The organism is Jiangella anatolica (assembly GCF_003236295.1).
GTDB classification, from domain to species: Bacteria; Actinomycetota; Actinomycetes; order Jiangellales; family Jiangellaceae; genus Jiangella; species Jiangella anatolica.
Genome location: NZ_POTW01000100.1, coordinates 1 through 26,171, shown reverse-complemented (window position 1 = coordinate 26,171; position 26,171 = coordinate 1). Strand labels below are relative to the sequence as shown.

General features: G+C 72.9%; 22 protein-coding genes. 19 read left to right on the top strand and 3 right to left on the bottom strand.

The features are described from left to right. Positions 1–132 precede the first annotated feature (132 nt). From mraZ to C1I92_RS27685, 12 genes are all read left to right on the top strand, one after another. The gene (gene mraZ / locus C1I92_RS27740) at positions 133–564 is read left to right on the top strand and encodes a division/cell wall cluster transcriptional repressor MraZ (protein WP_111257875.1); all 432 of its coding nucleotides are present in this window, start codon (positions 133–135) and stop codon (positions 562–564) included. Between the two features lie 172 nt (positions 565–736). Continuing rightward, positions 737–1,693 carry a 16S rRNA (cytosine(1402)-N(4))-methyltransferase RsmH gene (gene rsmH, locus C1I92_RS27735; RefSeq protein WP_111257874.1) on the top strand — a complete coding sequence of 319 codons (957 nt, stop codon included), beginning with the start codon at positions 737–739 and terminating at the stop codon, positions 1,691–1,693. Further along, a complete protein-coding gene (gene ftsL / locus C1I92_RS27730; protein ID WP_111257873.1) occupies positions 1,690–2,049 on the top strand; it encodes a cell division protein FtsL in 360 nt (119 codons plus the stop codon). The genes rsmH and ftsL overlap by 4 nt, the downstream gene beginning before the upstream one ends. Then, positions 2,046–4,184 carry a peptidoglycan D,D-transpeptidase FtsI family protein gene (locus C1I92_RS27725; RefSeq protein ID WP_111257872.1) on the top strand — a complete coding sequence of 713 codons (2,139 nt, stop codon included), beginning with the start codon at positions 2,046–2,048 and terminating at the stop codon, positions 4,182–4,184. The genes ftsL and C1I92_RS27725 overlap by 4 nt, the downstream gene beginning before the upstream one ends. A gap of 19 nt (positions 4,185–4,203) precedes the next feature. After that, positions 4,204–5,703 carry a UDP-N-acetylmuramoyl-L-alanyl-D-glutamate--2,6-diaminopimelate ligase gene (locus C1I92_RS27720; protein ID WP_111257871.1) on the top strand — a complete coding sequence of 500 codons (1,500 nt, stop codon included), beginning with the start codon at positions 4,204–4,206 and terminating at the stop codon, positions 5,701–5,703. After that, positions 5,700–7,088: a UDP-N-acetylmuramoyl-tripeptide--D-alanyl-D-alanine ligase gene (locus C1I92_RS27715; protein WP_111257870.1), complete on the top strand. Its 1,389-nt coding sequence runs from the start codon at positions 5,700–5,702 to the stop codon at positions 7,086–7,088. Before C1I92_RS27720 ends, C1I92_RS27715 begins: the two co-directional genes overlap by 4 nt. Beyond that, positions 7,085–8,146, top strand: a complete 1,062-nt coding sequence (gene mraY / locus C1I92_RS27710; RefSeq protein WP_111257869.1) for a phospho-N-acetylmuramoyl-pentapeptide-transferase — start codon at positions 7,085–7,087, stop codon at positions 8,144–8,146. Before C1I92_RS27715 ends, mraY begins: the two co-directional genes overlap by 4 nt. Beyond that, on the top strand, positions 8,128–9,609 hold the full coding sequence (gene murD / locus C1I92_RS27705) for a UDP-N-acetylmuramoyl-L-alanine--D-glutamate ligase (RefSeq protein ID WP_111257868.1): 1,482 nt from the start codon (positions 8,128–8,130) through the stop codon (positions 9,607–9,609). The genes mraY and murD overlap by 19 nt, the downstream gene beginning before the upstream one ends. Then, complete coding sequence (ftsW, locus tag C1I92_RS27700; protein WP_158564301.1) at positions 9,606–10,850, top strand: putative lipid II flippase FtsW; 1,245 nt, start codon at positions 9,606–9,608, stop codon at positions 10,848–10,850. Before murD ends, ftsW begins: the two co-directional genes overlap by 4 nt. Before the next feature lie 151 nt (positions 10,851–11,001). Further along, positions 11,002–12,405 carry a UDP-N-acetylglucosamine--N-acetylmuramyl-(pentapeptide) pyrophosphoryl-undecaprenol N-acetylglucosamine transferase gene (locus C1I92_RS35100; protein WP_111257866.1) on the top strand — a complete coding sequence of 468 codons (1,404 nt, stop codon included), beginning with the start codon at positions 11,002–11,004 and terminating at the stop codon, positions 12,403–12,405. Between the two features lie 4 nt (positions 12,406–12,409). Beyond that, complete coding sequence (gene murC / locus C1I92_RS27690; RefSeq protein WP_111257865.1) at positions 12,410–13,822, top strand: UDP-N-acetylmuramate--L-alanine ligase; 1,413 nt, start codon at positions 12,410–12,412, stop codon at positions 13,820–13,822. After that, the gene (locus tag C1I92_RS27685; RefSeq protein ID WP_111257864.1) at positions 13,819–14,571 is read left to right on the top strand and encodes a cell division protein FtsQ/DivIB; all 753 of its coding nucleotides are present in this window, start codon (positions 13,819–13,821) and stop codon (positions 14,569–14,571) included. The genes murC and C1I92_RS27685 overlap by 4 nt, the downstream gene beginning before the upstream one ends. A 96-nt stretch (positions 14,572–14,667) precedes the next feature. Here the strand turns inward: C1I92_RS27685 and C1I92_RS27680 are convergent, their stop codons facing one another. Then, positions 14,668–15,033, bottom strand: a complete 366-nt coding sequence (locus C1I92_RS27680; RefSeq protein WP_111257863.1) for a hypothetical protein — start codon at positions 15,031–15,033, stop codon at positions 14,668–14,670. Between the two features lie 173 nt (positions 15,034–15,206). On the opposite strand from C1I92_RS27680, the gene C1I92_RS27675 reads away from it, so the two are divergent. Continuing rightward, positions 15,207–17,162, top strand: coding sequence for a DUF222 domain-containing protein (locus C1I92_RS27675; RefSeq protein ID WP_111257862.1), 1,956 nt, complete (start codon positions 15,207–15,209; stop codon positions 17,160–17,162). A gap of 136 nt (positions 17,163–17,298) precedes the next feature. On the opposite strand, the gene C1I92_RS27670 is transcribed toward C1I92_RS27675, so the two are convergent. Continuing rightward, on the bottom strand, positions 17,299–18,057 hold the full coding sequence (locus C1I92_RS27670; protein WP_199521657.1) for a YidC/Oxa1 family membrane protein insertase: 759 nt from the start codon (positions 18,055–18,057) through the stop codon (positions 17,299–17,301). Positions 18,058–18,583: 526 nt separating this feature from the next. Here C1I92_RS27670 and ftsZ point away from each other — a divergent pair. The 5 genes from ftsZ (at position 18,584) to C1I92_RS27645 (ending at position 22,371) form a co-directional block, all read left to right on the top strand. Next, positions 18,584–19,783: a cell division protein FtsZ gene (ftsZ, locus tag C1I92_RS27665; protein ID WP_111257861.1), complete on the top strand. Its 1,200-nt coding sequence runs from the start codon at positions 18,584–18,586 to the stop codon at positions 19,781–19,783. A 2-nt stretch (positions 19,784–19,785) separates the two neighbouring features. Continuing rightward, positions 19,786–20,508 (top strand): peptidoglycan editing factor PgeF, encoded by a 723-nt coding sequence (gene pgeF / locus C1I92_RS27660; RefSeq protein ID WP_111257860.1) that lies wholly within the window; start codon positions 19,786–19,788, stop codon positions 20,506–20,508. Positions 20,509–20,626: 118 nt separating this feature from the next. Next, entirely contained in the window at positions 20,627–21,142 is a 516-nt protein-coding gene (locus tag C1I92_RS35500; protein ID WP_111257859.1) for a cell division protein SepF, read from the top strand. A gap of 106 nt (positions 21,143–21,248) precedes the next feature. Further along, complete coding sequence (locus C1I92_RS27650; protein ID WP_197683307.1) at positions 21,249–21,527, top strand: YggT family protein; 279 nt, start codon at positions 21,249–21,251, stop codon at positions 21,525–21,527. Between the two features lie 46 nt (positions 21,528–21,573). Then, positions 21,574–22,371: a DivIVA domain-containing protein gene (locus C1I92_RS27645; RefSeq protein WP_111257858.1), complete on the top strand. Its 798-nt coding sequence runs from the start codon at positions 21,574–21,576 to the stop codon at positions 22,369–22,371. Positions 22,372–22,434: 63 nt separating this feature from the next. Here the strand turns inward: C1I92_RS27645 and ileS are convergent, their stop codons facing one another. Further along, positions 22,435–25,611, bottom strand: a complete 3,177-nt coding sequence (gene ileS / locus C1I92_RS27640) for an isoleucine--tRNA ligase (protein ID WP_111257857.1) — start codon at positions 25,609–25,611, stop codon at positions 22,435–22,437. 238 nt (positions 25,612–25,849) lie between these two features. Between ileS and C1I92_RS35095 the strand changes: the two genes are divergently transcribed. Then, entirely contained in the window at positions 25,850–25,981 is a 132-nt protein-coding gene (locus C1I92_RS35095; protein ID WP_233507325.1) for a DUF167 domain-containing protein, read from the top strand. Positions 25,982–26,171: the final 190 nt, after the last annotated feature.

The following is a 26,171-nucleotide window of genomic DNA, read 5'->3' as shown; positions in this document are numbered from 1 at the left end:
GAGGTGGGGCTGAATGTGGTTGCAAGTGGGGGACAGTGGAGTAGAGTGGCGGCCAGTGGAGGAAGAGTGGTCCGATGTGGAAGTCGACGGAGAGTCCGGTGACGGCCATGGCGGACAGCGGGGAGGTGGGCCGTGTTTCTCGGCACCCACACGCCCCGGCTGGACGACAAAGGGCGGCTCATCCTTCCGGCGAAGTTCCGGGACGAGCTGGCGGAGGGCGTCGTGATCACACGAGGGCAGGAGCGCTGTCTCTACGTGTGGCCGCGTACGGAGTTCCTCCGGTTCACCGAGCAGTTGCGCGCCGCCCCGATCACGCACAAGGGCACGCGCGACTTCGCCCGGATGCTGGCCGCGGGGGCCAGCGACGAGATCCCGGACAAGCAGGGCCGCATCACCATCCCGGCCGGGCTGCGCACGTACGCGGGCCTGGAGCGCGAGTGCACCGTCGTCGGCGCGATGACGCGGGTGGAGATCTGGTCCGAGCAGGCCTGGGAGACGTACCAGGCGGAGAAGGAGCCGATGTTCGCCGACATCTCCGAGGAGGTGCTGCCCGGCATCTTCTGACCGCCGTCGCAGCGGAAGCGCACGACGAGGTCTCCGGCCGCTCCACCTCTTGGCACCACTTCCCCGGTGCCAAGCGGCAGAGCCGGCAGCCAAGCCCGAGCGGGCGGGGACCTGGTCGTACGAGCCGCGAACGGCACGAGCAAGGCGACGATCGAGAGACGCGGGGGTGTCGATGACTGAGCAGGGGGCGCACGTCCCGGTGCTGCTCGACCGCGTCGTCGAGCTCCTCGCCCCGGCCCTCTCGGAGGACGAGGGCCGCGTGGTCGTCGATGCCACGCTCGGCCTCGGCGGGCACGCCGAGGCGCTGCTCACGCGCAGCTCCACGGCCCACCTGGTGGGCCTCGACCGCGACCGCGACGCGCTGGCCCGGGCGTCCGAGCGGCTGGCGCCGTTCGGCGACCGGTTCACCGGCGTCCACGCGGTCTACGACCGGATCGCCGACGTCTTGGCGGGCCTCGGCATCCGGCGCGTGCATGGCGTCCTGTTCGACCTGGGGGTCTCCTCCCTCCAGCTGGACGAGGCCGGCCGCGGCTTCGCCTACTCGCAGGACGCGCCGCTGGACATGCGGATGGACCAGTCCACCGGCATCACCGCGGCCGAGGTGCTCAACACGTACCCGGCCGCCGACCTCACCCGGATCCTGCGCCGCTACGGCGAGGAGCGGTTCGCCCCGCGCATCGCCGCCGCGGTGGTCCGGGAACGCCGCCGGGCGCCGTTCGACACCAGCGCCCGGCTGGTCGAGCTGATCCGCGACACCATCCCGGCGCCGGCCCGGCGCACCGGCGGCAACCCGGCCAAGCGGACGTTCCAAGCGCTTCGGATCGAGGTCAACGGCGAGCTGGACGCGCTGGAGCGGGCGCTGCCGGCCGCGATCGACGCGCTCGCCGTCGGCGGCCGCATCGTCGTGCTCTCGTACCACTCGCTGGAGGACCGCATCGTCAAGCAGCTGTTCGCCGCCCGGACGACGAGCTCCGCGCCACCCGGGCTGCCGGTCGAGCTGCCCGAGCACCGGCCCGAGCTGCGGCTGCTGACGAGGTCGGAGCCGCCCACCAGCGACGAGATCGCCGCCAACCCGCGTGCGCAGTCGGCCCGGCTGCGCGCCGTCGAGCGGATCAGGGAGGCCGCATGAGCGCCGCAGAACGCGCCTACGCACCCGTCGCCGCGCCGCGCCGCCCGTCGCTGCGCGCGGTCCCGCTGCGCGGCTCGCGCGCGCCTCGTGCCCCGTTCGTCGTGCTGGTCCTGCTGGTGCTGGGCATCGGGCTGATCGGGCTGCTGGTCCTGAACACGGCGCTGCAGCAGGGCGCGTTCGAGCTCGGTGAGCTGCAGTCGACGACGGACGAGCTGCGCGACCGCCAGACCGACCTCGCCGACCGCGTCGCCGAGCGCAGCGCACCGGACGCGCTGGCCGACCAGGCGAACCGGATGGGGATGGTGCCGGCCGAGGAGTCGCCGACCTTCCTGGACCTGTCCGGGGGGAACGGTTGACGCCGGGGGACAAGGTTCCGGGCGGGTCGCGGCCGCGCCGGGGTGCTGCTCCTGAGTCTTTACGGGGTGGGTCCGGCCGCCGCGGGGGTACTCGAGAAGACAGCCGGGGGAACCGAGCCCGTAGCGGAACGTCGGCGAAGCCGAAGCCGAAGCCGACGCGGTCGGGTGCGCCGAAGCCGGCGCGCAAGTCCGCCGCCACAACCACGCCGAAGCCGGCGCGCAAGCCCGCCGCGCGCCAGAGCCCGATCGACGACGCGTGGAGCAGCGCGCCGCGTGCCTCCCGCGGCGCCGGTCAGGCGCGTCCGCGGCCGGCGGCCAAGCGGCCGCAGCCGGCCAAGCGGCCCCCCGCGGCCAAGCGTCCCAAGGCCGCCAAGCGGCCCAAGCCGCGGCCCAAGGCGCCCAAGCCGCCGCGGGTCGTCCGGCTGGCGGATCCGCGCAAGCGGCTGCGCGTCACGCTGTTCGGCGTCTGCGTCGTCCTCTCCCTCTTCGGCGGCCGGCTGATCCAGCTGCAGGGCATCGACGCGTCCACCTACGCCTCCGTCGCGGACACGATCGGCCTCGAGACGGTGCCGGTGCGGGCCGAGCGTGGCGTCATCCTCGACCGCGACGGCGAGCCGCTGGCCAGCACCGTCGAGGCGTACAACGTCGTCGTCGACCAGACGCAGGTGGCCAACCCGGCCGCGTACGCGCTGCAGCTGGAGAGCGTGCTCGGCCTCGACGCCGCCGACCTGCAGCGCGACCTCACCGGCGAGGACCGCTACGTCGTGGTCGCGCGGGCCGTGCCGGGGGCGACCTGGCGGCAGATCCAGGCGCTCGGCCTGGCCGGCTTCACCGCCGAGACCGCCGCCGCCCGCGAGTACCCGGCCGGCACCGTCGCCGGCAACGTCGTCGGGTTCCTCGGCGCCGACGGGATCGGCCTCACCGGGCTGGAACAGGCGATGGACCAGACCCTCGCCGGCACCGACGGCGAGGCGACGTACCAGTTCAGCCCGGGCGGCATCCGGATCCCGAACAGCTCGGCCAACCACGTCACCCAGCCGGAGGCGGGCACCGGGCTGCGGCTGACGCTGGACAGCGACGTGCAGTGGCACACCGAGCAGGTGCTCGCCGAGGCCGTCGCCAACGCCGGCGCGGCCGACGGCGCCGCCGTGGTGATGGACGTCGACACGCAGGAGATCGTCGCGCTGGCCGCCACGCCGGGCTTCGATCCGGCCGACCCGAGCACGACCGAGGCCGAGGACCGCGGCAGCGCGGCCGTCGAGGACGCCTACGAGCCCGGCTCGGTGTTCAAGCCGATCACCATGTCCGCCGTGGTCGACCAGGGGCTGGCCGACCACACCACCTCGTTCTCGGTGCCGGACAACATCCGCCGCGGCGGCGAGACCATCAACGACTACTACAGCCACGGCGAGGACCAGATGACGCTGGCCGGCATCGTGGCGAAGTCGAGCAACGTCGGCACCGTCCTGGCCGCGGAGACGCTGGACAAGGACGTCTACCACGACTACCTGGAGCGGTTCGGGTTCGGCGCGGCGCCGGACCTCGGGCTGCCCGGCGAGACCGGCGGCCGGCTCCCGTCCGGCGCCGAGTTCACCGACCTGACCCGCGACAACGTCGCCTTCGGCCAGGGCATCTCGGTCAGCGCGGTGCAGATGGCCTCCGCGTACGCGACGATCGCCAACGGCGGCGTGCGGGTCGAGCCGCGGCTGATCGCGGCGACCGTCGGCGCCGACGGTCGCGAGACGCCGGTGGAGCCGTCCGCTCCGGAGCGGGTGATCAGCGAGGAGACCGCGGCCGAGGTCACGACGATGATGGAGGCCGTGATGGGCGAGGGCGGCACCGGCAAGCCAGCGCTCGTCGACGGCTACCGGATCGCCGGCAAGACCGGCACCGCCCAGCGGGTCGACCCCGAGTGCGGCTGCTATGCCGACTACAACTCCTCGTTCATGGGCTTCGCGCCGGCCGACGACCCGCAGTACGTCGTCGTCGTGTCGCTGTTCGACCCGCAGAACGGCAACTCCGGCAGCGCGCTGGCCGGTCCGGCCTTCGCGGACATCATGCGGTTCGCGCTCGAGCAGGGCGGCGTCGCGCCGACCGGCACGGAGGCGCCGCAGGTGCCACTCTTCGCCGACTGACCGAGTAGATTGCTCTGTCGTGCCCGACCGCCCAGGACTGCGACCCCGCGACGTCACGCCGCTGCCGCTGACGGCGCTCGACGCCACCGCGCCGGCGGACGTGCTGGTGACCGGGGTCACGCACGACTCGCGGCAGGTCCGGACCGGTGACCTGTACCTCGCGCTGCCCGGCGCGGTGACGCACGGGGCCCGGTTCGCGGCCGCCGCGGCGGCGTCCGGCGCGGTGGCGATCATGACCGACGCGGCCGGCGTGTCGCTGGCCGGCGACGTGTCTGTCCCGGTGCTGGAGCTGGCCGACCCGCGGTCCCGGGTCGGCGACATCGCCGCGGCGGTGTACGGGCATCCGGCCCGCGACCTGCTGATGCTCGGGGTCACCGGCACCAACGGCAAGACCACGACGACGTACCTGCTGGACTCCGGGCTGCGCGCGGCCGGCCACACCACCGGCCTGATCGGCACCGTCGAGACCCGGGTCGGCGACGAGCGGGTGGCCAGCATCCGCACGACGCCCGAGGCGACCGACGTGCACGCGCTGCTCGCCGTCATGCGCGAGCGCGGCGTCACGGCGTGCTCCATGGAGGTCTCCAGCCACGCCATGGTGTTCGGCCGGGTCGACGGCGTCGTGTTCGACGTCGCCGGGTTCACCAACCTCACCCAGGACCACCTCGACTTCCACCACGACCTCGACGACTACTTCGCCGCCAAGGCGCGCCTGTTCACCCCGGCGCACGCTCGCCGCGCCGTCGTCGTCGTGGGCGACGAGTACGGCCGCCGGCTGGCCACGTCGACGCCGCTCCCGGCCGTGACGATCGGGCGCGGCGACGCCGACTGGCGGGTCGAGCGGGTCGGGGAGACGGCGTACCTGGCCGGGCCGGACGGCGCGAAGGTCGAGCTCGACGTCCCGATCCCGGGGGAGTTCAACGCGGCGAACGCGGCGCTGGCGGCCGTCATGCTGGTCGAGGCCGGTGTCGATGTCGCCACGGCGGTGCGCGGCGTCGCCGCCTGCCCCGGCGTGCCGGGACGGATGGAACGGGTCGCGGGGCCCGGCGGCGCGCCGGCCGGCGTCGTCGACTTCGCGCACACCCCGGACGCGATCGACAACGTCCTGCGGGCGTTACATCCGCGCGGCCGGCTGATCGTCGTCGTCGGGGCCGGCGGCGACCGCGACCGCGATAAGCGGCCGCTCATGGGCGCGGCCGCCGCGCGCGGCGCCGACGTCGTCGTCGTCACCGACGACAATCCCCGCTCCGAGGACGCGGCCGCGATCCGGGCCGCCGTCGTCGCCGGCGCACGGGCGGTGCCGGACACGGAGCGGGCGGGGGAGATCCTCGAGGTAGGGGGCCGTCGTGAGGCGGTCCGTGCGGCGCTGAGCTGCGCGCGCGGGCCCGGCGACACCGTCGTCGTCCTCGGCAAAGGGCATGAACAAGGGCAGGAGATCGCAGGCGTCGTGCATCCATTCGACGATCGAGACGTGCTCCGCGAGGAGCTGGTGCGGTGGAGTGAGGAGCAGTCAGCTTGATTCCGCTCACCTTGGCCGAGGTCGCCTCGGCCACCGGCGGCCGGCTGGACGCCGTCCCCGACCCCGCCGCGCGGGTGACCGGGCCGGTGGTGACCGACTCGCGTGAGATCGGGCCCGGCGGCCTGTTCGTCGCCCGGCAGGGCGAGGCGCAGGACGGGCACGACTTCGCCTCCGCCGCCGTGTCGGCCGGCGCGGTCGCGGTGCTGGCCACCCGGCCGGTCGGGGTGCCGGCGGTCGTGGTCGACGACACCGAGGTCGCGTTCGGCCGGCTGGCCCGCGCCGTCGTCGACCGGCTGCCGGACCTGACGATCGTCGGCGTCACCGGGTCGTCCGGCAAGACCACGACGAAGGACCTGCTCGCGCAGGTGCTCGAGCCGCTCGGCCCGCTGGTCGCGCCGCCCGGCTCGTACAACAGCGAGGTCGGCGTGCCGCTGACGGTGCTGCGCGCCGACGAGTCGACCCGGACGCTGATCGTCGAGATGGGCGCGCGCGGGCCGGGGCACATCGCCTACCTGTGCGGGATCGCGCCGCCGTCGGTCGGCGTGGTGCTCAACGTCGGCAGCGCGCACCTCGGCGCGTTCGGCGACCGCGAGACGATCGCCCGGACGAAGGCCGAGCTGGTCGAGGCGCTGCCGGAGTCCGGCACCGCCGTGCTGAACGCCGACGACCCGGTCGTGCGCCGGATGGCCGAGCAGACGCAGGCGCGCGTCGTCATGGTCGGCGAGTCCGTCCACGCCGACGTCCGCGCCGAGGACGTAGATGTCGACGCGGCCGGGCGGGCGTCGTTCCGCCTGGTCACCGCCGAGGCCGAGGCGCGGGTGTCCTTGCAGCTGGTCGGCGAGCACCAGGTCGGCAACGCTCTGGCGGTGGCCGCGGCGGCGCTGGCGCTGGGCATGACGCTGGACGACGTCGCGGCGCGGCTCTCGGCGGCGCTGCCGCGGTCGCGGTGGCGCATGGAGGTCACCGAGCGGCCCGACGGCATCACCGTCGTCAACGACGCCTACAACGCCAACCCCGAGTCGATGCGGGCGGCGCTGAAGACGCTGGCCTCGCTGCGGCCGTCCGGGCCGGGCCGGACCTGGGCCGTCCTCGGCGAGATGCGCGAGCTGGGCGAGGCGTCGATCGCCGAGCACGACGGTATCGGGCGGCTCGCCGTCCGGCTCAACGTGGCCCGGCTGATCGCCGTCGGCGACGGGGCGCGAGCGATCCACCAGGGCGCCAGCCTCGAAGGCTCCTGGGACGGCGAGTCCGAGTGGGTGCCCGACGTCGACGCGGCGCTCGCCGTGCTGCGCGCCGAGCTGGCCCCGGGCGACGTCGTGCTGGTCAAGTCGTCGCGCGACGCCGGCCTGCGCTTCCTCGGCGATCGGCTGGTGGAGGACAAGTGATCTCGATCCTCACCGCCGGCGTCGTCGGCCTCGTGGCGTCGATCCTGGGCACTCCGCTGGCGATCCGGTGGCTGGTGAACCGCGGGTACGGCCAGGCGATCCGCGACGAGCTGTCGGAGAACCACCAGACCAAGCGCGGGACGCCGACGATGGGCGGCGCCGTCATCATCGTCGCGGCCGTGCTCGCGTACTTCGTCGCACACCTGGTCCGGCCGTCGCCGCCGACGGTGTCCGGGCTGCTGGTGCTGTTCCTGATCGTCGGGCTCGGTGTCGTCGGGTTCCTGGACGACTGGATCAAGATCTCCAAGCAGCGCAGCCTCGGCCTGCGCAGCCGCGCCAAGATGGGCGGGCAGATCGCCGTCGCCGTCGTGTTCGCGATCCTGGCGATCAACTTCCCGGACGAGCAGAACTACACGCCGGCGTCGCAGGCGCTGTCCGTCCTGCGCGACACGTCGTGGGAGCTGCCGGCGGCCGTGTTCGTGCTGTGGGCGCTGTTCCTCATCTCCGGGTTCTCCAACGCGGTGAACCTCACCGACGGGCTGGACGGCCTGGCGACCGGCGCGTCGGTCATGGTGTTCGGCGCGTACACGCTGATCGGCGTCTGGCAGCTGAACCAGTCGTGCGGGGTCTCGCCGGGGCCGAGCTGTTATGAGGTGCGCGACCCGCTCGATCTCGCCGTCGTCGCGGCGGCGATGGTCGGGGCCTGCTTCGGGTTCCTGTGGTGGAACGCGGCGCCGGCGAAGATCTTCATGGGCGACACCGGCTCGCTGGCGCTGGGCGGCGGGCTGGCCGGCCTCGCGATCACGAGCCGGACCGAGTTGCTGCTGATCGTGCTGGGCGGGCTGTTCGTCGTCATCACCCTCTCGGTCATGCTGCAGGTCGGCTGGTTCAAGATCTCCGGCGGGAAGCGGCTGTTCCGGATGGCGCCGTTGCAGCATCACTTCGAGCTCAAGGGCTGGGGCGAGGTGACGATCGTCATCCGGTTCTGGATCATCGCCGGCATGTTCGTCGTGCTCGGGCTCGGGCTCTTCTACGCCGAATGGGTGGCGACGGCGTGAGCGGCTTCGCCGCGCCCGGCTGGTTGAAGGAGGCGCAGCGCGACAGCCCCTGGCCGGAGCTGCACGTCACCGTCGCCGGGTTCGGCGTGTCCGGGTACGCCGCCGCCGACACGCTGATCCAGCTCGGCGCGCACGTGACCGTGCTGGAGGACCGCGACGGGCCGGCCGAGCAGGAGCGGGCGACGATCCTGCGCATCCTCGGCGCGGAGATCTCGCTCGGGCCCGGGTCCACGTCCGCCCTGCCCGCGGGGACGCAGCTCGTCGTCACGTCGCCGGGGTGGAAGCCGTCGTCGCCGCTGCTGGCCGCCGCGGCCGCCGCCGGGATACCGATCTGGGGCGAGGTCGAGCTGGCCTGGCGCATCCGCGACCCCGCGACGCCGTGGCTGGTCCTGACCGGCACGAACGGCAAGACGACGACGGTGCGGATGCTGACGTCGATGCTGCGGGCGTCCGGCCTGCGCGCCGCCGCCGCCGGCAACGTCGGCGACCCGATCGTCTCCGCCGTCATGGACCCCGGCGGCCACGACGTCATCGCCGTCGAGCTGTCCAGCTATCAGCTGCACTGGACGTACTCGATGGCCGCGCGCTCCGCCGCCGTCCTCAACGTCGCGCCCGACCACGTCGACTGGCACGGCTCGATGGAGGCGTACACCGCGGACAAGGGCCGCATCTACGCCGGCGTCGAGACCGCCTGCGTCTACAACGTCGCCGACCCGGTGACCGAGCAGCTGGTCCGCGACGCCGACGTGCGCGAGGGCGCCCGGGCGATCGGGTTCACGCTGGGCATCCCGTCGGTCGGCATGGTCGGCGTCGTCGACGAGTACCTGGTCGACCGCGCGTTCATCGCCGAGCGCCAGACGTCGGCCGCCGAGCTGGCCGCCGTGTCCGACGTGACGCCGGCGGCGCCGCACAACGTGGCGAACGCGCTGGCCGCGGCCGCGCTGGCCCGGTCGATCGGGGTGCCGCCTGTCGCGGTGAGGGACGGGCTGCGCGGCTTCGCGCCGGACCCGCACCGGATCGCGACTGTTGCTTCCGTCGACGGCGTCGCCTACGTCGACGACTCGAAGGCGACCAACCCGCACGCCGCCGCCGCATCGCTGGCCGCGTTCGAGCCGGTCGTGTGGATCGCCGGCGGACTGGCCAAGGGCGCGTCGTTCTCGTCGCTGGTCGAGGACGTGCGTTCGCGGCTGCGCGGGGTGGTCCTGCTGGGCGCGGACCGCGCCGTCATCGCCGAAGCGCTGGCACGACACGCACCGGATGTACCGGTTGTCGAGGTCGCGGACACTGACAATGAGGCCATGGATCGCATCGTGGCCGCCGCCGCCGGGCTCGCCCGCCCGGGCGACACCGTGCTGCTGGCGCCGGCGTGCGCGTCCATGGACATGTTCGCCAACTACGCGGCCCGGGGCGACGCCTTCGCCGAGGCGGTGCGACGCCTGCCAGGCGGCCGCGCCACGCCGTGAGCACGGTCGACGAGGCGGCGCCCGCCGAGCGGCCGCTTCGCACGGCCGCCGCCGAGGCGGTGCGCCGGCTGCTGCGCCGTCCGCTGGCGTCGTACTACCTGGTGCTCGGTTCGGCCGGGCTGCTGCTCGTCCTCGGCCTGATCATGGTGTTCTCGGCGTCCAGCGTGATGTCGCGGGTGCAGTTCGGCTACCCGTACTACTACTTCGCCCGCCAGCTGGCCTGGGTCATCGTCGGGCTGCCGATGGCCTGGCTGGCGTCCCGGATCCCGGCCCGGCTGCTGCGCCGGTTCGGGCTGCCGATGCTGGTGGTCGCGGCGATGCTGCTGGCGCTGACGTTCGTGCCCGGCCTCGGCGTCACCCGCGGCGGCAACACGAACTGGCTGGACTTCGGCGGGCCGTTCCTGCTGCAGCCGTCCGAGCCGGCGAAACTGGCGCTGATCATCTGGGGCGCCGGCATGTTCGCGATGAAGGGCCGGCTGCTGACGCAGTGGAAGCACCTGATGATCCCGTTCGTCCCGGTCTCCGGCGCCGTCGTCGCACTGACGATCGGCCAGCGTGACCTCGGGACGGCGCTGGTCCTGATGGCGATCGTGCTCACGCTGCTGTGGGTGGTCGGCGTGCCGACGTGGCTGTTCGGGCTGGCGCTCGGTGTGGTGGGTGTGGTGGGCGCGTACTTCGTGACCGCCTCGGAGAACCGGATGTCCCGTGTCGCCAGCTTCCTGGACCCGTTCTCGGACTTCTCCGGCGCCGGATATCAGGCGGCCAACTCGATCTACGCGTTCGCGACCGGCGGCTGGTGGGGGAGCGGGCTCGGCGCGAGCCGGCTCAAGTGGGGCCAGCTGCCCGAGGCGCACACCGACTTCATCTTCTCCATCCTCGGCGAGGAGCTGGGGCTGCCTGGCGCGCTGATGGTGCTCGGGCTGTTCTTCACGCTCGGGTTCGCCGGCATCCGCATCGCGATGCGCACCACCGACACGTTCACCCGGCTGGCGGCGGCCGGGATCACCGGCTGGCTGATCGTCCAGGCGATCATCAACCTCGGCAGCGTCCTCGTCGTGTTCCCGGTCATCGGCGTGCCGCTGCCGCTGGTCTCCTACGGCGGCGCCTCCATGGTGGTCGCGATCGTGGCGGTCGGGATCCTGATGGCGCTGGCCAAGGAGGAGCCTGGCGCGCGCGAGGCGCTCGCCGCCCGCAAGCAGGCACGCCGCGAGCGTCGTCAGTCGCGAAGGCTCCGCGCATGACACGGCCCGCGGTCAGCGCGGCCGCCCCGGCAGGGCTTAAGGTCGGTGCGGTGCCGCCGACAGCCACGCAGCACCGTCCGACCGAGTTCAGCACGTCCCCGCCGGCGCTGCCGACGCGGCCGACGCGCCGCCAGTCGAGGAGGATCCGCGGGTGAAGGTCGTTCTGGCCGGCGGCGGTACAGCCGGACACGTCGAGCCTGCCCTGGCGACGGCCGACGCGATCCGGCGCGCGGACCCTGACGCGCAGGTCACGCTGCTCGGCACCGAGCGCGGGCTGGAGGTCCGGCTGGTGCCCGAGCGCGGCTACGAGCTGGCGCTGATCCCGCCGGTCCCGCTGCCGCGCCGGCCGACGCCCGATCTGCTGCGGCTGCCCATGAGGGTCCGCAACGCCGTCCGGGAGGCCGCTGAGGTGCTGCGGTCGCGCCAGGCCGACGTGCTGGTCGGCTTCGGCGGCTACGTCGCCCTGCCGGCCTACTTGGCCGCGCGCCGTGCCGGCGTGCCGATCGTCGTGCACGAGGCCAACGCCAAGCCCGGCCTCGCCAACCGCGTCGGCGCCCGCTTCACCTCCCTCGTCGGCGTCGCGTCGCCGGGCATCGAGCTACCGCACGCCCAGCACATCGGCATCCCGCTGCGCCGGTCGATCGCACTCCTCGACCGCCCCGCGACCCGTGCCGAGGCCCGCGCGTTCTTCGGTCTCGACCCGTCGCTTCCCACCCTCCTCGTCTTCGGCGGCAGCCAGGGCGCGCGGCGGATCAACGAGGCGACCGCCGGCGCCCTCCCTGCACTCCTCGCCGCCGGCTTCCAGGTACTGCACGCCGTCGGCCCCGGCAATGTCGAGGCCGCCGCAGCCGCGGCCGCCGCCCACGGCGTCGCGGTCGCGATTCCCGCCTCGGCCGAGAGCGGCCTGCCCGCACCCGAGACCGGCGCGGTCTCACCTGAGAGTGGCCTGGCCGCGCCCCAGGCTGGCGCGGTCTCGCCCGAGAGTGGCCTGGCCTCGCCCCAGGCTGGCGCGGTCTCACCCGAGACTGGCGCGGTCTCGCCCGAGACTGGCCTGGCCGCACCCGACACCGGCCCAGGCGCCCGAGACGCCGCCCGCAGCGGGTCCGGCTCTCCCGTCGGCGCGGCCGGTGCGGCCGGTGCGGCCGGTGCGGCCGCTGGCGATGGGGCTGCCGCCCGGTACGTCCCGGTGGCCTACGTCGACCGGATGGACCTCGCCTACGCCGCCGCCGACCTCGCCGTCTGCCGGGCCGGCGCCATGACCTGCGCCGAGCTGGCCGCCGTCGGCCTACCCGCCATCTACGTCCCCCTTCCTCACGGCAATGGCGAACAGCGGCTCAACGCCACTCCCACTGTCTCCGCCGGCGGCGGCGTGCTGGTCGCGGACGGCGACCTGACCTCGTCGCGGCTGGCCGACGAGGTGACCCCACTCCTCGGTAACCGGGCTCGGTTGGACGCGATGGGTGCCGCAGCGGCTACTCTCGGTCGTCGCGACGCCGACGATCGCCTAGTCGACATGGTCCGGCGCGCGGCTGTACAGAAGAGCGTCGGAGGTTGACCACGTGATCGTCTCGCCACCGGAGCGGACCGTGCCCGCGGAGAAGCTGGGCCGGGTCCACTTCGTCGGCATCGGCGGTGCCGGCATGAGCGGCATCGCCCGCATCCTGCTGGCCCGCGGTGTCCCGGTGTCCGGCAGCGACGCCAAGGACTCCGGCGTGCTGGCCGGCCTGCGGGCGCTCGGCGCCGATGTGCACGTCGGCCACGACGCCGCGAACGTCGGGCTCGCCGAGACCGTCGTCGTCTCCACCGCGATCCGCGAGAACAACCCCGAGGTCGTCGAGGCGCGCGAGCGTGCGCTGCCGATCCTGCCCCGGGCCGCCGCACTGGCGTCGGTGATGGCCGGGCGGCGCGCGATCGCGGTCGCCGGCACGCACGGCAAGACCACCACCACCTCGATGATCACGGTCGCGCTGCAGCACTGTGGCGCCGATCCGTCGTTCGCGATCGGCGGCAGCCTCAACGAGTCCGGCGCCAACGCCCACGACGGCAGCGGGGACATCTTCGTCGCCGAGGCCGACGAGAGCGACGCGTCGTTCCTGGCCTACGAGCCCGAGGTGGCGATCGTCACCAACGTCGAAGCCGACCACCTCGACTTCTACGGCACCCCCGAGGCCTACGAGGCCGCCTTCGACGCGTTCGTCGACTGTGTCTCGGGCTTCCTCGTCGTCTGCGCCGACGATCCGGGCGCCCGTGCGCTGGGGCAGCGGGCCGCCGGCCGCGGGGTCGTCGTGCACACGTTCGGCGAGTCGCGCGATGCCGACGTGCGGGTGACCGCGCTGGACATCGCCGGGCCGGGCGCATCGTTCGAGCTGGTCGCCCGCGGCCGCCGGCTGGAGCGGATCAAGCTGCAGCTGCCGGGCAAGCACAATGCCCTCAACGCGGCCGCCGCCTTCACCGCCGCGCTCGGCATGGGCTTCCCGGCCGGCGACGTGCTCGACGGCCTGGCCGGCTACACCGGGACCCGCCGGCGCTTCGAGCTCAAGGGCGTGGCCGGCGGCGTCCGCGTCTACGACGAGTACTCCCACCATCCGACCGAGGTCGCCGCCGCCCTGGCCGCCGCCCGTGGCGTCGCCGGCGCCGGCCGGGTGGTCGTGGTGTTCCAGCCGCACCTGTTCAGCCGTACCCGGATCTTCGCGACGGAGTTCGGCACCGCGCTGGGCGCCGCCGACGAGGTCATCGTCATGGACGTGTACGCCGCCCGGGAGGACCCCGAGCCAGGTGTCACCGGCGCCCTGGTGGCCGCGGCGGTGCCGCTGCCACCGTCGCAGGTGGTGTTCGAGCAGTCGTGGTCGGCCGTGCCGGAGCTGGCGGCGTCGCGGGCCGAACCAGGCGACATCCTGCTCACCGTCGGCGCCGGCGACGTCACGCTGATCGGCCCCGAGGTGCTCGACGTGCTGGCGGACAGGTCGCGATGAGCGTCGCGTCGCGGTCGCCCAGCGCCCAGCTCTTCTCGGCCCGGGCGCGGCGGCAACGGCTCCGGCGGCTGTTCGGCGCGATGTTGGTCCTGCTGGGCGTGGCGGCCGTGGCCGCCCTCGTGTGGTTGGTCGGCTGGTCAAGTGTGCTCTCCGTGAAGTCGGTATCGGTCGAGGGTGTGCCGTCGGAGCTGTCCGACGAGGTGCTGTCGCTGGCCGAGGCGCCGATCGGCGCGCCGCTGGCCCGGGTCGACACCGGCGCGATCGCCGATCGGGTCGCCGACCTGCCCGAGGCGGCGTCGGTCGAGGTCCGCCGCTCCTGGCCGTCGACGCTGACCATCGACGTCACGCCGCGCGAGCCCGTCGCCGCGATCTCCGCCGACGGCTCCTGGTGGAGTGTCGACGAGACCGGCGCCTTGTTCGGCGCCGCGGACGCACAGCCGGACGGCCTTCCTGTGCTGACCGCGCCCGGCGACGACTCCTCCTCCGACGTCGATGACGCGGTCCGCGCCGCGGGCGTGACCGTGCTGACCGGCCTGCCCACGTCGCTGTACGACCTGGTCGAGTCGGTCGAGGCGCGGTCTGAGGCCGACATCCGGCTGGGGCTCGCCGACGGTGCCGAGGTCCGCTGGGGGACCGCCGACGACATCGATCGCAAGGCCGACGTCCTGCTGGCCCTGATCGAGGCGCAGGAGGAACCGCCGTCGGCGTATGACGTGACGGCACCGGACCATCCGGCGGTTGACCCGTAGCCCACGCGACCACGTCGGCGCCGGCCGGCGTTGGGCAGCCGGCGTTGGACAGCCGGCGTTGGGCGGCCGGTCAGCCGGCCGGGCCGTGGATCGTCATCACGTCCTCCGACCGCAGATCGGGCAGATGGTGACCGGAGCCGTTGCTCCCCCTGTCTGGAACGGACGCAGCAGCGCGGGCGGGCGCGGTTGGGGGCACCTGCAGACCTCTTGTGCCCGTGCGGCGAGCTTCTCGGCGTGCAGCGCCCGTTTGGCGTAGCGACGACGTTGCTCGAGGGCGTGGCGCTCCTCCCGATGTCGGCGCCTGCGTGTCGTCCTCTTGGCGAGGTCGGCTTGCACGCGGTCGCGGATGAGACGGGCGGCCTCGTCGTCGAAGCCGCTCCGGTCGCGCTGACGGGGGATGCGGGGCTCGCGGACGGTCTGCCCGTCGATGGCGAGGGTGGGCTGAGTGTGGGTGTTGGTCATGCATCCATCTCGCCAGATCGGCGGGTGCGGCGCCATGGCGAGATCCGGAAATGTGGACAACCAGGCACATCGATCCAGGCTGTGGATGGAGGGCGGCGCGGTCGATGAGGCTTGCCCACCGTCGCAGCGCATCGATTTGATCTTGGCCGGGATGATCGGCTAGCGTTGGTCGCATGTTCGAAGAAGCGCCGCCGACTGCTGCGTTGCCGGGTGTTGACCCGGTGACGGGGTGGCCGGTGGCGTGGCATCCGGACACGTTCGACTGGGTGGCGCTGGCGCCGTCCGACCTCGTCGACGACGACCTCCTGCCGGGATTCCTGGAGCGATCGGCCGGCGTGCTTCCCGCCGACGCCGACCGGGTAGCGGCAGGTCCGGAACTGGCCGCCCTGCTGGCGGCGTTCGACCCCGCCCGAGCGACCGGGTACGACCTGGTGGAGGCGGTGGCCGGGTGGGCGAGGCTCGCGGCCTGGGTGGCGGCGAACGAGGCGCGTGCGTTGGCCGAGCTGGCCGGGCGGGCGGAGATGCGGCCGGTCCTCTCGGGCTATCGCTCGGTGAACCCGGTCACGAACACCGCGGTTGAGATCGCCGGCCGCTGTCAGGTCACTGCGCGCCAGGCGGAGAACCAGGTCGGCCACGCCCTGCAACTGATCGAGGACTTCCCCGACACCCACATGGCCCTGTCGGCCGGCGCGATCGACCTGCGTCGTGCCCGGGTGATCACCGATGAGCTGGGCGGCCAGGAACCCGCCGTGCGTGCCCGGGTGGAGGCGGCGGTGCTGCCGAAGGCGCCGTCGATGGACGCGGTCTCGCTGCGCAAGCTGGTCAAGCGGCAACTGCACGAGTTGGCGCCGGTGGAGACCGCCGTACGCCACCGGATCGCCCGTGACGGCCGTTGCGTGACAGTAACCCCGGTGTCGGAGGGGATGGCGTGGTTGGAGGCTCGGCTGCCGGCCGAGGACGCGACCGCCCTCAACACCGCGCTCAACGTGGCCGCGGCCGATGCGAAACGCGCCGACGCCGCTGCCGGCGCGCCGGCCCGTACGAAGGACCAACGTCGCGCCGATGCGCTGGCTGAGCTGGGTTGGGCTGCGCTCGCCGCCTGCGCAGGCGGCGCCGCGCCCGGCCAGGTCGCCCAGCCGAGACGCGGTGGACGCACGAGGGCAGGCGAAGGTGTGGGTCGGCCTGGAGGTGCGGGTCGGCCCGGGATTGCGGAGCAGGGCGAAGCGGCTGGGCGTGCGGAGCCGGAGGAAGGTGCGGGTCGGCCCGGGCGTGCGGAGCAGGGTGCAGCGGCTGGGCGTGCGGAGCCGGAGGAAGGTGCGGGTCGGCCGGGGGACGCGGGGCAGCCTGAGCTCGCGAAGCGGGGCGACGGCGCGGCGGGGCGCGAGCGCATAGGGTTAGGCGAAGGTACGTGGCGGCCCGGGCGGGCGAAGCAGGGCGAAAGTGCAGGTCAGCGCGCACGTGTAGAGCAGGGCGGACCTGCCGGATGGGCCGAGCCCGCGGTGCCGCCGGAATTCGCCGAGCTGGCGGTGCCGCCCGAGCTTGCCGAGCGCGCCGGTCCTGGAACCGACGCCGATCTCGGGCGGCCGGCTGCTAGCGGAACCACGCCAGGCGTCGGTCGGCGTCGGCGGGCGGTGAGCGTGCACGTCACCGTCCCGTTCACCACGATTGCCGGACTGGCCGACCTGCCGGGCGAGCTCGACGGCTACGGACCGATTCCCGCCCAGGTGGCGAGGGAGCTCGCGGCCGCTGGCGTCTGGACCTGGCAGCGGGTCGACCCGGCCAGCGGCCAGCTTCTCGACGCCGGCCGCAGAAGTTACCGGCCGACGCGGGCGCTGGCCGAGTTCATCGTCGCCCGGGACCGGACCTGCCGAATGCCCGGCTGTCACCGCTCGGCCCGTACCTGCGACATCGACCATCTGGTCCCGTTCGCCGCCGGCGGCGCCACCTCCGCGGCCAACTGTCACGTCCTGTGCGAGACACACCACCTGCTCAAACACCACGGCAACTGGACCGTCGAACGACGATCCGATGGCTCCACCCGATGGCTCAGTCCCACCGGACACCGATATCGCAGGCCACTCGAGCCGGTCGGCTCGGCGCGTGCGCCAACGGTGCCGCGCGACCCATAGGGGCGTGCGCGGCGAGCCGCCGAGCTGTCAGGGGGATGCCGGACGCCACGTGCGGGCGGCGGCGTGGCAGGTGGCGTGATGTCCGGTCGGGTGGAGCCGGGTGGTGACGGACCGCGTGATGTCAGACCGCGTGATGTCAGGCGGCCGTGGGCTGCGGGTGGGCGCCGCCGAGGAGCCACCGCTCCGCCGCGGTCCACGCGCCCGAGAACAGCAGATAGAGGGCCGCAGCGAGCGGCACGACCGCGGCGACGACGACGGTGGCGTACGGCAGCGCGCGAGCCACGCGCGCCGTGACGAGCGCGGGATCGGCGGCGCCGGAGGCGTCAGGCGCCGGGCGACCGGCCAGCAGAGCCTGGCGCGAGGCGAGGCGGGACGACCACCAGGCGACGACCAGGAGCAGCGCGAACAGGACGCCGAACACCGCGAGCGACGCCGGCAGCAGGCCGGCCCCGAGCGCGGTCACCCAGCTGTCGCTCAGCGGCACCCCCAGCAACGTGTGCGTGAACAGCGCATTCGCCCCGCCATTCAGCGTCGGCGCGGAGAACACGCGATACAGCACCAGGAAGAACGGCAGCTGCGCCAGCGACGAGCCGAACCCGGCCAGCGGCGACGTCCCGTGGGAGGCGTGCAGGGCGGCGAGCTCACGGCGCAAGCGGACCGGATCGCGGCGGAACCGCTCTCGCAGCCGCAGCTCCGCCGGCCGCAGCGCCAGCCGCCGGCGTCCGAGCCGAGCCGCGCGCAGGCTGAGCGGCAGCAGCGACAACCGGACGGCGGCGACGACGACAACCAGGGCGAGCACGACCGCGGCGTCACCGGCGAGCGGCTCCGCAGCGGAGGAGAGGGCGAGGACCAGTTCGGAGACGGCCAGGGCAGGAATGTCGAGCAGAGACAGCACGGCGGGACGACCTTTCGGAACGAGAGCACGAGGACGGGCAGCTGAGCGGAACCAGCTGCCCGGACGGGGCTCTCGGCCGCGGTCGTGCGGCGGCGTCGGGATCGAACTGTGCGGCGGCGACGGGAGGAGCGGCGGCCACGCGGCGCATCGCGGTCCGGACGCCGAACTGGGCCGGCACGCCGGACCGCGACGTCGCGAGCATGGCGAGCACCATGACGAGGACGGCGAGCAGCGCGACCACGCCGGGGGCGGAGCCGAGCGGCGTCGTCAGCAGGCTCGCGAGCACGGCGAGACACGCCGCCACGCCGCCGAGCCACCGCATCATGCGGACCAGAGTAAGGGCACCCGGACACATCGGAACCGGCAGCAGTCGCGAAAAGACGAGGGAAACGCAATTCGCCGGCCCACGGCGTGTCTACCTCGGCCGGGCCGGAATCGCGCTTAGCGTTTCATCATCCTCAGGTTGACATAACTATAAACCTCAACTTGAGGGTGAGGGTTTGAACTCGACGAAAGGCGATGCCCAGTGACTGCTCCGCAGAACTACCTCGCGGTGATCAAAGTCGTCGGCATCGGCGGCGGCGGAGTCAACGCGGTCAACCGCATGATAGAAGTCGGCCTCAAGGGCGTCGAGTTCATCGCGATCAACACCGACGCGCAGGCGCTGCTGATGAGCGACGCCGACGTGAAGCTCGACGTGGGGCGCGAGGCCACCCGGGGGCTGGGCGCGGGCGCGAACCCGGACGTCGGCCGCAAGGCCGCCGAGGACCACGCCGAGGAGATCGAAGAGGTGCTCAAGGGCGCCGACATGGTCTTCGTGACGGCGGGCGAGGGCGGCGGGACGGGGACCGGCGGCGCACCGGTGGTCGCCCGCATCGCGCGGTCGCTCGGCGCGCTGACGATCGGCGTCGTGACCCGCCCGTTCATGTTCGAGGGCCGCCGCCGCGCCATGCAGGCCGAGGCCGGCATCGAAGCCCTCAGGGAAGAAGTCGACACCCTCATCGTCATCCCGAACGACCGGCTGCTGTCGATCAGCGACCGCCAGGTCAGCGTGCTGGACGCGTTCAAGAGCGCCGACCAGGTGCTGCTCTCCGGTGTCCAGGGCATCACCGACCTGATCACGACGCCGGGCCTGATCAACCTCGACTTCGCCGACGTGAAGTCCGTCATGAGCAACGCCGGGTCGGCGCTCATGGGCATCGGCTCGGCGCGCGGCGAGGACCGGGCGGTGGCGGCGGCCGAGATGGCCATCTCCAGCCCGCTGCTCGAGGCCTCCATCGACGGCGCGCACGGGGTGCTGCTCTCGGTGTCCGGCGGCTCCGACCTGGGGCTGTTCGAGATCAACGAGGCGGCCAACCTGGTCGCGCAGGCGGCGCACGACGACGCCAACATCATCTTCGGCGCGGTCATCGACGACGCGCTCGGCGACGAGGTCCGGGTCACCGTCATCGCAGCCGGGTTCGACAGCGGCTCGCCCACCCGCCGAGAGCTCGGCACCGTGAAGAAGCCCGAGAAGGCGTCCGAGACCAGCGGTCCGGCCGCCGTCGGGGGCATCGGCTCGGTCGCAACGGCCACCCCGGCCGCCGCGAGGCCGAGCCAGGGGGACACGGGCGGCGACGACGGTGACGACGCACCCGCCGCGCCGCCCGCCCCACCTCGCGAGCAGCGTCGCATCGTCCCGTCCACGGCCGCCGACGACCTGGACGTGCCTGACTTCTTGAAGTAGCAGTGCTCCGAAACACCAGCGCGGCCGGCCCGGTCCGGTTCGCCTTCACCGACCGGCACGACGGCGTCAGCGTCGCGCCGTACGACGAGCTCAACCTCGGCGGCCACGTGGGCGACGACCCGCAGGCGGTGGGGCGCAACCGCGCGCTCCTGGCCGAGGCGATCGGCCTCGCGCCGGGCGCCGTCACCTACATGAACCAGGTGCACGGCAACGCCGTGGCCGTCGTCGACGGGCCGTGGACCGGCCCGGCGCCGGAGGCCGACGCGCTGGTGACGACGCGGCCCGGGCGGGCGCTGGCGGTCCTCGTCGCCGACTGCGTGCCGGTGCTGCTGGCCGATCCGGAGGCCGGCGTCGTCGCCGTGGCCCACGCCGGCCGGCCCGGGCTCAAGGCCGGCGTCGTCCCGGCCGCCATCGCCGCGATGCGCGACCTCGGCGCCCGCAAGCTCGTCGCCCGGGTGGGCCCGTCGGTCTGCGGGCGCTGCTACGAGGTGCCGGACGCGATGCGCGCCGACGTCGCCGCCGTCGTCCCCGAGTCGTGGTCGGTGACCCGGCAGGGGACCGCGGGACTGGACGTCGCCGCGGGCGTCGTCGCCCAGCTGCGCGCCGCCGGCGCCGCCGTCGAAACCGTCCCGACCTGCACGATCGAGGACCCGCACAGCTACTCCTACCGGCGCGACGGGACCACCGGCCGGTTCGCCGGAGTGGCATGGATGAGTCAGGCGTGATTGGTGTGACTGCTGCGACACGTGGGCGTGTCGCGCTCACAATCCCCGGATCCGGCCTGGCCCGGGGCTAGCGTTAAGCACCACAGGGGACCGTCCACCACTAGTGCGGAGGACTTGAATGGCCGGCGCAATGCGCAAGGTTGCGGTCTACCTCGGCCTCGTGGAGGACCGAGACCGCTACGACGACGAGTACGAGGACTACGAAGACGCCGACGAGGCGTACGCCGACGAGGAGCCCGAAGAGGTGCTCCCCGAACGCCGCGAGCGGCCGTCCGAGCGCGAGCACACCGCCACGGTGGCCCAGCTCGCCGACCGGCGGCCCGTCGCGGCCGTACGAAGGGCACCTGCCATGCGCGAGGCACGCATCACCACGCTGCACCCGCGCACGTACAACGAGGCGCGGACGCTCGGCGAGCACTTCCGTGACGGCACGCCCGTCATCATGAACCTCTCCGAGATGGACGAGGCCGACGCCAAGCGGCTGGTCGACTTCGCCGCCGGCCTGATCTTCGGGCTGCGCGGCAGCATCGACCGCGTCACGGCGAAGGTGTTCCTGCTCACACCCGCGGACGTCAGCGTGACGGCCGAGGACAAGGCCCGCATGGTCAGCGGCGGGTTCTTCAACCAGAGCTGACGTGTGCCGGGCGTGAGCCGCGAAGTCTGCGAACTCACGCCCGGATCGCCGTGTCCGAGTCATCGATCCGGCTCGGCGTCGGGTAGGTTCTGGTGTTGTGTCGGCTGTGAGTCAGATTCTCTCCGCGGTGTTGTGGCTGTTCTTCATCGCATTGTTGATCAGGCTCGTCGTCGACTGGATCCAGGTCTTCGCGCGCGAATGGCAGCCCAAGGGGCTGGTGCTCGTCGTGCTGGAGGCCATCTATACGGTGACCGACCCGCCCTTGCGGGCGATCCGCCGCGTGCTGCCGCCGCTGCGGATCGGTTCGGTCGCCCTCGACCTGGCGTTCATCGTGCTCATCATCCTGGTCCAGATTCTGCTTGTTGTTGTCGGATCCCTAGGATGACGCGGTACGGTGACATTCTGCCTATGCCCACATCCGAGGTGACGCTATGCCACTGACGCCCGAGGACGTCCAGAACAAGGAGTTCACGACGGTCCGCCTGCGCGAGGGTTACGACATGCAGGAGGTCGACGAGTTCCTGGACGAGGTCGAGGCCGAGCTCGCGCGCATGCAGCGGGAGAACGACGAGCTGCGCGACAAGCTCTCTGCCGTGACCCGTGGCGGCGGAGTCGCCGCGTCGGCCGAGCCCATCCAGGCTCCGCGACAGCCCGAGGCGCCGAAGGCACCCGAGGCCCCGCCGTCGGCCACACCCTCCGCCCCCGTGGGGGTGCAGCCGAGCGACGCCGCGGCGAAGGTGCTCGCCCTGGCCCAGAAGACCGCCGACGAGCTCGTCGCGGACTCCAAGGCCGAGGCCGACCGCCTCATGAACGACGCTCGTACCCGCGCGGACAAGCTGGACTCCGAGACGAAGGCCAAGGCCGCGAAGATCGAGCAGGACGCGCGGCAGCGCGCCGACTCGATCGAGCAAGAGGTGCAGAAGCGCCGGTCGCAGGTCTTCGGGAAGCTCGAGTCCGACCGCGCCGACCTGGAGCGCGAGCTCGAGACGTTGCGCGCGTTCGAGCGCGAGTACCGCAGCCGGCTCAAGTCGTACCTGGAGCGCGAGCTGCGCAAGCTCGAGACCGGGGGCGTCGACGAGGCCGACACAGGCGTGGGCCAGCTGCCCGCGGCGGCCGCCGGCGGCGGCGGTTCGCCGCAGCCGTCCGGGCCGAGCAACAACGCCCAGGCCGCGCAGACCGGCGGCTCGCTCCGTTCGGTCGCCAGCCTGCTCGACGACGAGCAGCGCTGACGGCACAGCAGTAGATCCCGCAGATCGCGGAAGGGGCCCGGCAGCGCCGGGCCCCTTCGCGCGTCAGGCGTCCACGCGGCGCAGGCGGAACGTGAGGCCGAGCTCCTCGTCCGTGCGCTCGGTGGCGCCGTCCAACGCGGCCAGGTCCTCGTGGACCGACGTCGCCAGGACCTCGTCGGCCAGCAGCGGGCCGTGCTCGCGCAGCGCGGCCGCCATCGCCTCGCCGGACGCGCCCGACGTCGACCAGGCCAGCTCGATCCGATCGGACACCTCGAAGCCGGACGCCTTGCGGGCCTCCTGCACCAGCCGGACCGCCTCGCGGACCAGACCGGCCCGGACCAGCGCCTCGGTCAGCGTGAGGTCCAGCGCGACGGTCTCGCCCTCGCGCGCGACCGCCCAGCCCTCGCGCGGCGTCTCGGTGACGATGACGTCATCGGGCACCAGCTCGACGACGCCGAGGCCGGGTACGTCGAGCGTTGCCCGGGAGTCCGCCTTCAGGGTCGCCGCCAGCGCGGCCGCGTCGGTCGTGCTGATGGCCGTCGCGACCTTCGGCGTCTCCTTCGCGAACCGCTTCCCCAACGACCGGAAGTTCGCCTTCGCCGACACGTCGACGAGGTCCTCGTCGGTCCCCGCGTCGGCCAGAGACAGCACCTCGGCGACGTTCAGCTCGTCGGCGATCTCGGCCTTCAGCTCGTCCCGCAGCGTCCGCCAGCGCGCCGCGCTCACCAGGGCACGTGCCAGCGGCTGCCGCGTGCGCACCTTCGACTCCGCACGGGCGGCCCGGCCCAGCTCGACCAGGCGCCGGGTCAGCGCGACCTCGGCCCGCAGCGCCTCGTCGATCAGCGACTCGTCGGCCACCGGCCAGGTCGCGGCGTGCACCGACGGCGGCGCGTCCGGATCGACCGGCACCACGAGGTCCTGCCAGACGCGCTCGGTGACGAACGGGACCAGCGGCGCCATCAGCCGGGTCAGCGTCTCGACGCACTCGTGCAGGGTCGCCAGGGCGGCCGGGTCCCCGTCCCAGAACCGCCGCCGCGACCGGCGCACGTACCAGTTGGACAGGTCGTCGACGAACGCCGTGAGCCGCGCGCCGGCGGCCTGCGTGTCGAATCCGTCCATGGCGGCGTCGACCTCGCGGACCAGCCGGTGCAGCTCCGACAGCGCCCAGCGGTCGAGAACGGGCCGCTCCGCGACCGGGGGAGCACCCGCGCCGGGCGTCCAGCCCGCCGTCCGCCCGTACAGCGACAGGAACGACGCGGTGTTCCAGTAGGTCAGCAGCACCTTGCGGACGATCTCCTGCAGGCCCGCGTGCCCGACCCGGCGCGGCAGCCACGGCGACCCGCTGGCCAGCATGAACCAGCGGACGGCGTCGGCGCCGTGCTCGTCCATCAGCGGCAGCGGCTCCAGGATGTTGCCCAGGTGCTTGCTCATCCGGCGGCCGTCCTCGGCCAGGATCAGCCCGAGGCAGACGACGTTCTCGTACGACGACCGGTCGAACACCAGCGTGCCCACGGCCATCATCGTGTAGAACCAGCCGCGGGTCTGGTCCAGCGCCTCGCTGATGAACTGCGCAGGGTAGGTCTTGTCGAACGCCTCCACGCTTCCGGGCGCGTACGGGAACCCGACCTGCGCGAACGGCATCGCGCCGGAGTCGTACCAGACGTCGATGACGTACGGCTCGCGCCGGAACGTGCCGGGCACGCCGTCGAGGGTGAACGTGACGTCGTCGACGTAGGGGCGGTGCGGGTCCAGCTCGGAGAGGTCGACGCCGGCCAGTTCCGAGAGCTCGGCCAGCGACCCCACGCACACCATGCGGGACGGGTCCTCGTCGTTGCGCCAGATCGGCAGCGGCGTGCCCCAGTACCGGTTCCGCGACAGCGCCCAGTCGACGTTGCCGCGCAGCCACTCGCCGTACCGGCCCCACTTGATCGTCTCGGGGTACCAGGTCGTCTTCTCGTTCTCCCGCAGCAGCGCGTCCTTGATCTGCGTCGTGCGGATGTACCAGGACGGCTGCGCGTAATAGATCAGCGGCGTGTGGCAGCGCCAGCAGTGCGGGTACTCGTGCTCGTACGGGACGTGCTTGAACAGCACACCGCGCCGCTCCAGGTCGGCGACGAGGTCGGCGTCGGCGTGCTTGAAGAACTGGCCGCCGACCAGCGGGACCTCGGCGGCGAACGTGCCGTCGGCGCGCACCGGGTTGACGACGGGCAGGCCGTAGCGGCGGCAGACCCGCAGGTCGTCGGCGCCGAACGCGGGCGCCTGGTGCACCAGCCCGGTGCCGTCCTCGGTGGTGACGTAGCCGTCGAGGACGACGAAGTGCGCGTCGGGGATGTCGACCAGCTCGAACGGGCGCTGGTAGGTCCACCGCTCCATGTCGGCGCCGCTGAACGACGAGATCACCTCGGCGTCGTCGCCCAGCACCGACGCCAGCAGCGGCTCGGCCAGCACCAACGTCTCCGACGAGCCGGCCGCGCGCGCCGCCACGTAGGCGACGTCCGGGTGCGCGGCGACCGCCGTGTTCGAGACCAGCGTCCACGGCGTCGTCGTCCACACCAGCAGCGACGCGGCGCCGGCCAGGGGGCCGCTCGTCAGCGGGAAGCGCACGTACACCGACGGGTCGACGACGGTCTCGTAGCCCTGCGCCAGCTCGTGCGACGACAGCGCCGTCTCGTCGCGCGGGCAGTACGGCGACACCCGGTAGTCCTCGACCAGCAGGCCCTTGTCGAAGATCTGCTTCAGCGACCACCAGACGCTCTGGATGTAGGACGGGTCCATCGTGCGGTATGCCTGCGAGAGGTCGACCCAGTAGCCCATCCGCTCGGTGAGCTGCTCGAACGCGTCGACGTGGCGCAGCACCGACTCACGGCACTTCGCGTTGAACTCGGCGACGCCGTACGTCTCGATGTCGCTCTTGGCCTCGAAGCCGAGCTCCTTCTCGACGGCGATCTCGACCGGCAGGCCGTGGCAGTCCCAGCCGGCCTGACGGGGCACGTGGTAGCCCTTCATCGTCCGGTAGCGCGGGAACACGTCCTTGAAGGCGCGCGCCTCGATGTGGTGCGTACCGGGCATGCCGTTGGCGGTGGGCGGGCCCTCGTAGAAGCTCCACTGTGGACGGCCCTCGCTGTTCTTCAGCGTCTGCGCGAACACGTCGTTGTCGCGCCAGAACGCGAGCACGTCGTGCTCCAGCGCCGGCAGGTCGACCTGGGCGGGCACCTCGCGGTAGCCGGTCGGCTCGGTCATCGTCGCTCTCGAATCCTCCGTCGTCTCGTGAACCGACGGAGGGACGAGGCGGACCCCGCGGTACCACCCTCCTTGGCCGGGCCCGTCGGCGTGACCGGGCGGCCCACTTCGTTCGTCGCGGCCGGTTCTAGTGAGCGCCCGACGGCGCCGTTCTTCCGGCAGCTCAGGGGTGATGGCCCCGTCAACGCCTGCTCGCGACGCTGCCAGTGTACGACGGGCGGAGCTACCCTGGGGGCCCGTGGCGAAGGCGCTGGGAATACGCACGCGGGAGGTGACGTTGCTCACCGGAACCACCAGCAGGACCAAGACTGTCGAGGTCCCGGACGCGGCGGCATCGCGCCTGGCAGATCTCATGCGCGAGGCGGATTGATGACGGACCGGTCACGATCTATCCTCACGGCACCTGGCCCGATCGATTTCGCGGTGTGACCGAGTGCAGGGGTGGGCCTGCCTCTTATACACATCTCCGAGCCCACGAGACTAGCGCTCATCTCGCATGCCGTCTTCAGCTTGAAAAAAAAAAAAAATGCCCACCGATCGGCCATATCAGGCGGTGGCCG

What these genes read in the sequence shown, in the direction of transcription:
- C1I92_RS27645 (WP_111257858.1), top strand. Translation starts at nt 21,574, where the DNA reads ATGCCACTGACGCCCGAGGACGTCCAGAACAAGGAGTTCACGACGGTC.
- C1I92_RS35500 (WP_111257859.1), top strand. Translation starts at nt 20,627, where the DNA reads ATGGCCGGCGCAATGCGCAAGGTTGCGGTCTACCTCGGCCTCGTGGAG.
- C1I92_RS27675 (WP_111257862.1), top strand. Translation starts at nt 15,207, where the DNA reads ATGTTCGAAGAAGCGCCGCCGACTGCTGCGTTGCCGGGTGTTGACCCG.
- murD (WP_111257868.1), top strand. Translation starts at nt 8,128, where the DNA reads ATGGGTGGCGACGGCGTGAGCGGCTTCGCCGCGCCCGGCTGGTTGAAG.
- rsmH (WP_111257874.1), top strand. Translation starts at nt 737, where the DNA reads ATGACTGAGCAGGGGGCGCACGTCCCGGTGCTGCTCGACCGCGTCGTC.
- ftsL (WP_111257873.1), top strand. Translation starts at nt 1,690, where the DNA reads ATGAGCGCCGCAGAACGCGCCTACGCACCCGTCGCCGCGCCGCGCCGC.
- ileS (WP_111257857.1), bottom strand. Translation starts at nt 25,611, where the DNA reads ATGACCGAGCCGACCGGCTACCGCGAGGTGCCCGCCCAGGTCGACCTG.
- C1I92_RS27685 (WP_111257864.1), top strand. Translation starts at nt 13,819, where the DNA reads ATGAGCGTCGCGTCGCGGTCGCCCAGCGCCCAGCTCTTCTCGGCCCGG.
- C1I92_RS27680 (WP_111257863.1), bottom strand. Translation starts at nt 15,033, where the DNA reads ATGACCAACACCCACACTCAGCCCACCCTCGCCATCGACGGGCAGACC.